The 8,896-nt window shown below is 58.4% G+C and carries 8 protein-coding genes and 1 pseudogene; 6 read left to right on the forward strand and 3 right to left on the reverse strand.

Annotated elements, in window-relative coordinates:
- Both K288_RS48565 and K288_RS54430 read right to left on the reverse strand, forming a co-directional pair.
- On the reverse strand, window positions 1-402 hold a 402-nt coding region (locus tag K288_RS48565), incomplete at its 3' end, for a sigma factor-like helix-turn-helix DNA-binding protein (RefSeq protein WP_275451083.1).
- Between the two features lie 740 nt (window positions 403-1,142).
- On the reverse strand, window positions 1,143-1,463 hold the full coding sequence (locus K288_RS54430; RefSeq protein ID WP_027584627.1) for a hypothetical protein: 321 nt from the start codon (window positions 1,461-1,463) through the stop codon (window positions 1,143-1,145).
- Between the two features lie 365 nt (window positions 1,464-1,828).
- Here K288_RS54430 and tssI point away from each other — a divergent pair, with 365 nt between their 5' ends.
- The 4 genes from tssI (at window position 1,829) to K288_RS0141265 (ending at window position 5,655) form a co-directional block, all read left to right on the forward strand.
- Window positions 1,829-3,310 carry a type VI secretion system tip protein TssI/VgrG gene (gene tssI, locus K288_RS0141245; protein ID WP_027584628.1) on the forward strand — a complete coding sequence of 494 codons (1,482 nt, stop codon included), beginning with the start codon at window positions 1,829-1,831 and terminating at the stop codon, window positions 3,308-3,310.
- A 22-nt stretch (window positions 3,311-3,332) separates the two neighbouring features.
- Window positions 3,333-3,692 carry a hypothetical protein gene (locus tag K288_RS0141250; RefSeq protein ID WP_027584629.1) on the forward strand — a complete coding sequence of 120 codons (360 nt, stop codon included), beginning with the start codon at window positions 3,333-3,335 and terminating at the stop codon, window positions 3,690-3,692.
- A gap of 195 nt (window positions 3,693-3,887) precedes the next feature.
- On the forward strand, window positions 3,888-4,400 hold the full coding sequence (locus K288_RS0141255; protein WP_064737405.1) for an Hcp family type VI secretion system effector: 513 nt from the start codon (window positions 3,888-3,890) through the stop codon (window positions 4,398-4,400).
- A gap of 433 nt (window positions 4,401-4,833) precedes the next feature.
- Window positions 4,834-5,655 carry a hypothetical protein gene (locus tag K288_RS0141265; RefSeq protein ID WP_027584631.1) on the forward strand — a complete coding sequence of 274 codons (822 nt, stop codon included), beginning with the start codon at window positions 4,834-4,836 and terminating at the stop codon, window positions 5,653-5,655.
- Window positions 5,656-6,453: 798 nt separating this feature from the next.
- Here K288_RS0141265 and K288_RS0141270 read toward each other — a convergent pair.
- Entirely contained in the window at window positions 6,454-6,780 is a 327-nt protein-coding gene (locus K288_RS0141270; protein WP_027584632.1) for a hypothetical protein, read from the reverse strand.
- A 111-nt stretch (window positions 6,781-6,891) separates the two neighbouring features.
- On the opposite strand from K288_RS0141270, the gene xopAG reads away from it, so the two are divergent.
- Both xopAG and K288_RS48570 read left to right on the forward strand, forming a co-directional pair.
- A complete protein-coding gene (gene xopAG, locus K288_RS53910) occupies window positions 6,892-8,229 on the forward strand; it encodes a XopAG/AvrGf1 family type III secretion system effector (protein ID WP_160169077.1) in 1,338 nt (445 codons plus the stop codon).
- 348 nt (window positions 8,230-8,577) lie between these two features.
- A pseudogene (locus K288_RS48570) lies at window positions 8,578-8,896 on the forward strand (transposase); the annotation flags it as partial.

Consider the following 8,896-nt stretch of genomic DNA (forward strand, 5'->3'; position numbering starts at 1 on the left):
CGAAGGTCGGGCCCGCCCCTTCCAGGCCTCGTAGGTCGTGCAAAACCAAGTATAGCCGAATCCATCGGGATGGGTGGCGCGATACTCGTCCCACAGCAGCCGGCGGGTCACGTTGCGCCGACGCAGCTCCTTGTCGACATAGCCCCAGTCGGGAACAGCCCGCTGGGGGCTCAGCGCCGCAGGCTTCGGCGCAGGGAAAAGCAGCAGCTCCACGTCCTCGTCGGTCATTCCCGTCGGCAACGGCCAGTTCAGCCCGGCAGCCCCGGCTCGGCGCAGATAGCTGTGTACGGCACCGTTGCTGATGCCCAGGGTGCGCGCGATGGCTCGCTCCGGCAAGCCTTGAACATGTTTTAAGCGGAGAACCTCTTTGATCCGGCGCATCGACAATCTCTGGGTGGGCATCGGCCTTCCTCGTTCACTGACGAGGCAGTTCCTAAGCCGGTTGAGTTGTCGGCCGAAGCGGGCTGAGCCATTCAAAAATTGCTCACGATCCCGCGAAACATGCATCCAGTGTATCACAACCGCCTCCCTCTGTCAGTTTCAGAACACCTGCTGTCATTTGCCGAGCTTCAATTTTTTAACGCTTAATCAGTCGCTTAAATGGCGACATGCTGTTGGCACGGCCGTTGCTAACAAGATGCTGCAACACTGAGTGAGGGATGACTGCATGCAGACGCCGCAGGACCAGCGATGCTCTCCTTTCCTTGAACCCGTGTGCCTCGTTTCTGAGAGGGAACTCTAGCACATCCTCCACCGCAGTTGAGAGCGCCCGCAACGACCTTCTCTTTCTTGTCGCGCACCAGGCGTGCGAGCCAGTCGGTCGACCTCACAGCATGGTGCGAAAGACGCCGCAATGCCGGGGCCGCACGCAAGTCTTATGCAGCGATCGGATACTGACGCGTGTTGGTTAGCAAAGCCGAACAAGGCTTGGGATGCATCTCATACTTACAGTCGTCGGAGAGAAGGCTGAATCCTTGGGCGGTAACGCCAGACAGGCGTTCACCGGAAGGTGGCTCTCTGGGACGGGGGCTCGCCTGCAACTGGCAACTTCCAGATCCAACCAAAATGCTGTCGGCGTGTCACGCGCAGATCTCATTCAACGGTATTGGCTTCACGATCACCGACACCAGCACCAATGGAGTCTACATCAACACCGTCGACGCGCCGCTGGGACGCGGCAATACGGCCCCCACATACACCGCCTCGGCATTGTCCACGGCGATGTCAAACCGGGCAAGATCTTCATGACTCCAACAGGCGAAGTCAAACTTCTCGATTTTGGGACGGTGCTGATGCTCGACGTTACGCCACAAAGCGATAAGGGCACGGCGCAGCTCGATCAGATCCGCCAACTGACCCCGGCTTATGCTTCGCCAGAGATGCTGATGGGCGAGCCGCGGGCAGAAAGCGACGACGTCTATTCTCTCGCGGTGGTCGCCTATTTTGCCCTGACTGGAACTCATCCATATCCGCAGCGGCCGGCCAACGAGGCTCTCGAGGAGAATCTGACGTCGGCGCGGCCTGCGAACATTTCGCCGGCGCAATGGTGCGTGCTCGCTTCAGGCCTTTGCCCTAAACCGCCGCGACCGCATCCAGACAGTCGGCGAGTTCGTCCAGCGTCTCGGCAAGCCGCCTTGGTTTTACCGCCTGTGCGGCAGCGCTCGCCATACGTCTGTCGTAAAGGTTGTAAGGAGGCGAGTTATGGTTTGAGCATTTGCAGTGCTTGCAGACCGCCGGCACACACTTGCCGTCTTTGCAGACGGCAGTTCGCTCCGCCGCAACTGTGACAAGCGTTGTCAGCCCAGCGAACGTTCGATGTGGTGCACCGATGACCGACTACAATCTCAGCATTGCTCTGGACATTCTCAGCAAGCCCGAAGTCAAGCTCGACGTGCAAGGCTTCGAGGGCACGGAATGCATTTCCGTGCCGTTCAGCTATCTGGTTTATGCCACTACATCAAGCGATGCCGATACTGACTCATGGATTGGCGAGCGCGCCAAGCTGACGGTCAAAACCGCATGCGGGCGATGGATTGCCTCGGGCCTATGTGCCCAGGTCGAGGAACTGGACCCGACGGTAACCGAACTGCGGGTGCTTCAGTTCGTTCTGCGCCCGCGCTTCTCGGCTACCGAACTCTCCCTAGCGAGCCGTGTTTATGGCCCTGGCCAACCAGTGGGCGTCGATGAAATCGTGAAACTGCAGCTGAGCAGGGCAGCTATCAGCGTTCCCACAGAATACAATCTGGATAACTATCCAAAGCGAAATTATGTCGCCCAATACAATGAAAGTGATTTCAATTTCATTTCGCGCCTTTGCGAACGCAGCGGAATTTTCTATTTTTTCAAGCAAGAAGACGGCGGTGAGACCATCGTGTTCGGCGATAGGAATCTGGCATTTCCAAAGGTCAAGTTCGGCGCAAAGTCGGCCATCGAATATTCCCATCAACGCGACCGCAATATGCCGCGGAGCATTGACGAAAGCGCCGTTCTTTCGTTCCGGCAGCGCCGGGTTCTCTCGACAAAGACGATCGCAGTGCGCGATTACAACGAAACGGTTCCTGCTGTCCTTTCTGGGTACAAAGAGGTTGGACAAGGCAGCGGCTTCTTGGGAAACTCTGAGAGATTCGGCGGGCATTTTGCTAACGAAGGAGAAGCGAGCTCGCTAGCCAGGATCCGCGCCGAGCAGATTGGCGCTAGTCAGACGATGTACATCGCCAACAGCGACGCGCCGGAGCTCCGTGCAGGCGTCATTTTCGAACTAAAGGGCCATCCACGGTTTGACGGCGACTATCTCGTCGTCGCCGCCGATCACTCGGCCTACCGGCCGGCCCCGACCGGATTCCATGCGTTACCGCAAAACGGGCGCGCCTACTACAACATGGTCCACTGCATCCGCTCGGAGGTGCCCTATCGTCCGGTCGTTATGACGCCAGTGCCGCTCGGCGTCGGCGTGCACACCGCCACGGTCGATGGAGAAGCTTGGAACGGGCGGGCCGAGATCGACGACCAGGGCCGCTATAAGCTGCAGTTTACGTTCGCCGACGAAACGGCGCCGGAAGGACGCGGCAGCGATTACGTGCGGAAGCTCGAGCCTTATGTGGGCCCGAGCGAGAGTGGGCTGCATTTTCCACTGGTGGCTGGAACGGAAGTCATGGTTGGCTACATGAACGGCGACATTGATCGGCCGGTGGTGATCGGAGCGGTGCACAATCCCGCTATGAAGGGACTAGTGACCTCCGAGACACACCTGTTCAATCGCATCAAGTCGCAATCTGGCGCTTTGATCGAGATTTACGACGGGCCTCCGTGAGTTTCTCACTTCTGATCGCTTTATGAGCGCCTGGCGGCCCGCAACCCGCGAGATCGACCCACTATTGGAAGCCGTCGCGAATGCGACGCGGGCGAGCATCCTGCCGACAGCGTGGATCAATGCTGCGCCGCTCTCGGCCGATGGCATTCGCTCGCAACGGCTTCGCGACGGACGAGAATTGCACCTGCAGCTATCCACGCAATATCTGGAGCAGAAACAACGCGGCCCTCGCACGGTGGTTGTCTACGCGGTGCAGGGCAATGCCGTTGTCGACAACCGCCTGGGTTACCGTGTGACGGGGCAGGCCGTGCTCGACGCTGCCACGCGTGCGTTTCTCGATGTCGAGTGTCGATTGGAGTCAGTCGGCGCTGTCGTGCTGTGACAAGGTCGCCGTCCCAATTGCGCAGATGACCTTGCTTATGGTGTCGGTTCGCGAGAATCTGGACGGCGCTGTTCGACCATTACATCCAGAAGGGCCTGCATATCAATGGTTCCTGTGCGCACGACCGTTGGCACGGATGTTGCGATATCTATGGTGCCGGTCCGTGCCGGCGCATGCCAGACAAGGGAGACAAAAGTGTCACTTGAAGCCTACATGACCATCAAGGGGAAGAAGCAGGGCGACATCTCCAAAGATGCGTCCAAGCCGGACAGCATCGGGCAGGTCGCCAGGAGCGACACGAGCAACCAATCAAAGATCACTGTCGTCGCCGTTGCCGCCGGTATTACCGTTCCTCGCGATATGACGAGCGGCGTCGCCACCGGCGCGCGCAATCACCAGCCGGCCGTCTTCACCAAGTTCTTCGATCGCGCCTCGCCGTTGCTCTGGCAGGCACTGGCGACCAACGAAGTTCTCGAAGAGGTGGTTTGCGAGTTTTACCGCACCGATCCGAGTGGTATGCCGCAGCCGCAAAACTTCTTCAAAGTGACTTGGAAGAATGCGACGTTGATCGAAGGTAAGGGCTATGTGCCGCTGACGATCAATCCGCAGAACAACTTCTACCAGAATATGGAAGACTGGTCATTCACCTACAAAGAAGTGAAATGGGAACACATCCCTGGCAGTACCAGCGGCGAAGATAAGTGGTGAAAACCGCATGCTTTTGCTCCGTCGACGTTTTGCAGCGGCGGGGATACTTTTCAAGGAAAAGAGCATGATTCTGCCCCTTGGGGGCTGCCCGGTCCGGAGCCAGAGCGCCGCGCCAGACCCAATTATAGCAGAGAAATGGTGTGACGATGGTTCAGATCGATATCAGCAATTGCTTGGGGTTTGAATGCGTATGGCCGGTCGAGCCTGGAGGCGACTCCAGGCTTATGCGTTTCGCGGCAAGTTCGCGTGTTTCGATCTCGAAATGCAGCATGGAGTGCAGGGCTGCTGGCGCGTTCATTATTGTCGATAGCACAGTGTCATTGGCCTATGGCATTCGATGTTTCGACGCCGATCTGCCTTGTCTCCTCGCATCGAGCCTGACAGCCCTCGTAATTGAGACAAGCAAGCTCAGTGTCGAAAATGGAGACGGACTATGACGGGCAGTCCGCCGCATAAACAGCAAACGCGCAGCTCTCCGGACAAGCCCTCTGGCCAGGAGCAGGCGCTCCACTTCGACACTGACGAGGCGCTTATCTCGCACTTCGAACGTGAAGCCGAGAAGGGCGGCTTTGTCATAACGTACGTCCAACGCATGGCAGGCGCGCTGCGCAAATTAAGCGCCTGGCTTCGTACGAATGGGAGGCCGCCAATGGCCGGTCGGCTTAACCAATCGGATGCCGATGCGCGTGCCTATGCGAACCAGGTGAGACTTGATCCCGAAGACTTTGATAACCTCAATAGAGCGTTGACACACCTCCGGGAGGCGGCGGCCGGAAGGCCGGTGACTCGTCTTCGCCGTGGCCCCAAGCCCGGCGACCACCTCAAAGCGAAGTGTGTTGAGGACGACGCCCTTATTTCCCGTTTCAGGGTGGTGGACTTGGGTCTGACCCAAAGCACCGTCGACGTGTACGCTAGCCTTCTTCGCAGATTCAGTGACTGGCTCCATGACCTCCGCAAGGAGCCCATGGTTGGCCGACTGCACGACGATACGCTGGCGCAGGATGCTATTGAATTCAACCACTCCGCCATCATCGACGCGTTGGGCTGGCTTCGGCTGGCCTGGCCGAACGCTGCGCTGGCGTTGCAATCCCATGAGCAAGCGGGGTCGTCCGCCGCGGCGGGCAGTTCGCAGTACAGCTCGTGGCAGGGACCTTCCCTGTCCCTAGGAGCCTGTCCGAGTAGTCCCTGTTCAATTGGGTGGGAGTCTGATTTTATTGGCGGCGATGAGCAAGTATTTTCGCCTCTGGAAGATTGATCAGCCGCAGCTTCTGCCGCCCAGCGTGCAGGATTTCGTACCGAGGGACCACTTGTCACGGTTCATCGTGGAACTGGTGCAAACTGGATGTGCGTAAGAGCTGAGCTCTCGTTGCAAGTGTGGCGTTCGGTTAACCGACGCAACGGGCCGCATATAGGTTGGCTGGTGAAACCAGTTAGCAATCGTGAGGTTGGCGTCCTGCACGTGCTCCTTGTCGGGCTTCTGACAGCTCCACACCGCCTGTCGAGTTCAAAACAACGACCGCCGTCTGCAGCGTGCGAATTGTTTCAAAGCGTAATCAGCAGCTTAAGTGGGACGGACGCCACTGGCACGGCCGTTGCTATTGAGATGTAGCCGGGACCACTGTCCGGCAGAACACTGTCAACAACGGTTAGTTAGGCGCGTGCTCTTTGCGCATTAAGTGATGGCTCGATGATCACGGCAAAGAGCCCATGCTCGCCGACCCCAACACTAAGAACTGACCATAGATGCTCATGGCTACCATGGCTACCGGCTTACAAAGAACGATGAAACCCCGATCATAACCGCGTTCTCGAGGCTTCGAGCCTACGCGGTGAGCAACCGGGTTCGCGCGCGGGAAGGCAGTTCGCCAGTGCCGCAGGGACGAGGATGATCTATGTGCGCCGCGCCGGTCTTCCGCGGGAATATCATCGCTCGCCACGAACGGCTCTCCGCGGCGTAAGCAAGCGTGGCTCGTATGTCGGCTGAGTGGACCACTTGCCCAACACGAGAGCGCAAACAAGCCTCACACAAGTGAGGTGGTTTCAGTTGGCGGTCTCAGAACTGAGATCGAAGCGGTCGTCTTTGACCGAAATACGATCGGAAATCATAGCCGAATAGCAGCTTTCCGGAATCTTGCTGCTGAGGCTGCATCAAATGCATCAATTCAGGAGCAGTGGGATGCGAATTGGGAATCACCATCTTGGCAGCTGTTGGGCGCTGAATCAGCGGATCGCCAACGGCCTGACTGAAGCCCCGAGCGCGATGACTGCGTTTCACGAAGCGGATCATCCACTTGCTGCACTTCGTTCCAAGGTTCGGCGGATCGTTGGCGGGCCGGCTGAGGTCCCCAGTGCGATGACTGTGTTCCATGATGCGGGTCATTCACTTTCTACGCTCCCTTCTCGGAATACGGCAACGCTACTTGCGAGGAACGCTGCGCTGCCGCAGGGCGGGAAGGGACAGCATGGTGGGGGCGGAGCGCCGGAAGGGGGAATGGGAGACGGACCAAGCCTTTCCGCGCGCGTGGCAAAGTACGGCTTGTGCCTGGTGGGCGCGGGCTACGCCTACAACGAGGTCGCCAACGACTTCTTCCTTTCCACCACCTCGCTGCATGACGGGAAACAGGGGTTCACCAGCAACGAACGGCTCAGGACGGCCCAGGCGAAGGCGAGGGAGTATTACACAGAATATCACGCTGCCGATGCCGAAGCTCAGCGTCTGAATGGGCGTCCTGTCAACCCAATCCGTACCTGCGGCAACAACCAGTTTGTAACCATGATCGACTACCGGACAGCGACCCGCGTACATGTCGCGCGCCTAGTGGACTCAACGCAGGCGCGCCAGTCGCTCGTTCTAAACCTAGCTTGCATGAAGGGGCATCTGGTGAATGACGAGTGTGTGGCCAAGTATAGACCGCCGCAGGTACCGAAGGATCCAGACCTGACGAAGAGCCCGCTGTACGATCAGAAGAAAAAGTACTCGCTGACGGGCGTGCTCAACGAGGAGACCGGCGCGTACGGCTACACGTCGAGGTCGATCACTCACCCGTTTATTAACAAGGGCGCGCAGCACTTGCGAAATGCCCTCCAGAGCGAGAAGGGCCTAACGTACAAGCGATGCAGCGAGACGCTCGAGGCGCTGCTCGCCAACGACCGCAAGCTTGGTGAGGAGGCTCAGTTTGCGGCCGGCCAGGCCATCCTAAACTTTAGGCAGGTCTATTCTGCGGACATACATTGGGGGCATCCCGAGAACGTCGTGATGCGGACCCTTGCCGAGCATGGTTTCCTCTCACGAGCGCAAACCGAGAGGCTCGATGCAACTCTAATGTTCGAGGATCCGAACAAGAACCCACTGAAGCGCAATAAAAGCTTGGTTGGGGAGCGGCTGCACAAACTCGACATCCATCTTCAGGAGATGCGGTCGGGTCACAATCCCGCAGTAGTCGAGGATCTGAACCATCCGGAGATCGCGGACATGAAATACCTGCCCATCGCGCACTTCAAGTTGAACGAGCAGGGCAATGGGTTCGAGGACTGCTCTGGATTGGGTGACTCGTTCACGTGCGCCAACGCGGTCGCGTGCATCAACCACGCGCGCTTGATGAGTGGGCAGCCGCGCCTCTCAAAGGAAGAGGTCATAGTGATCGCAGCATGCCTAAACGCTGTGTACGACGACACGAGCTCAATCCGGCATACGCTCCACGAAATAGCCCGCGGCTGCTTCGTCGGCGCAGGCTACACGATCGAGGATGCGGATGAGTTCTACGCTGGTGTCTGCCGTAAGGCAGCGGAAGAGTACTACGGTGGCAAGAATATCTCAAAGCAAGGTTGATGGTGTACGGATTCCTGCGTAGATCAGCCCCCTTGCGACAATCTAGACGACCGATTCCATGAAACCGGCACGGAACTGGAAGTGTGTTGGTGGATTCCTCGTTTTGAGATTATCTGAACGAGGGTTGGTATCATGGCAACATGGCGGCAAGCAGTCGAGTTGGCGATGAGCGAGGAGGAGATTGAAAGGTTGACGGCTCTTTCGCTGTCTCGAACTGAGTCGGCGAGCCGGGTGTCGCGGGCAGCGATGCTGCTGGCCTATCGGGAGAACCCGTCGTTCTTTGCCGTGGGACGTAAACTTGACGTCCATCATCAGACGGTTCAGCGCTGCATCGAGCGGGCGGTAGCCAAGTTCTTCGAGGCATTGTATGAGGTCGAGAGGGTGGCGCGCCAGACGCCGCCCGACGGCGAAACGTGCGCCGCATACACCTTGCGGCTGCGCCAGCAGCATAGCCTGCCGGTATTGGCCGCCTTCCGGACCTGGCTCGACGACCAGGCGCCGAAGGTCCTACCCGAAAGCTTGACCGGCAAGGCGATCGCCTATGCGCGCAACCAATGGGATTATCTGACCCGTTACACCAGTGACGGTCTCGCCCCGATCGATAACAATGTTCTGGAGCGCGACATCAGGCCGTTTTGCACCGGACGAAAAAGTTGGCTGTTCAGCG

This window comes from Bradyrhizobium sp. Ai1a-2, from assembly GCF_000426245.1.
Taxonomy (GTDB): domain Bacteria; phylum Pseudomonadota; class Alphaproteobacteria; order Rhizobiales; family Xanthobacteraceae; genus Bradyrhizobium.

Bases quoted from the DNA above. Each gene is read 5' to 3' on its own strand.
- K288_RS54430 (WP_027584627.1), bottom strand. From the start codon at position 1,463: ATGAGTTCCAGTCAGGGCAAAATAGGCGACCACCGCGAGAGAATAGAC.
- tssI (WP_027584628.1), top strand. From the start codon at position 1,829: ATGACCGACTACAATCTCAGCATTGCTCTGGACATTCTCAGCAAGCCC.
- K288_RS0141250 (WP_027584629.1), top strand. From the start codon at position 3,333: ATGAGCGCCTGGCGGCCCGCAACCCGCGAGATCGACCCACTATTGGAA.
- K288_RS0141265 (WP_027584631.1), top strand. From the start codon at position 4,834: ATGACGGGCAGTCCGCCGCATAAACAGCAAACGCGCAGCTCTCCGGAC.
- K288_RS0141270 (WP_027584632.1), bottom strand. From the start codon at position 6,780: ATGACCCGCATCATGGAACACAGTCATCGCACTGGGGACCTCAGCCGG.
- xopAG (WP_160169077.1), top strand. From the start codon at position 6,892: ATGGGAGACGGACCAAGCCTTTCCGCGCGCGTGGCAAAGTACGGCTTG.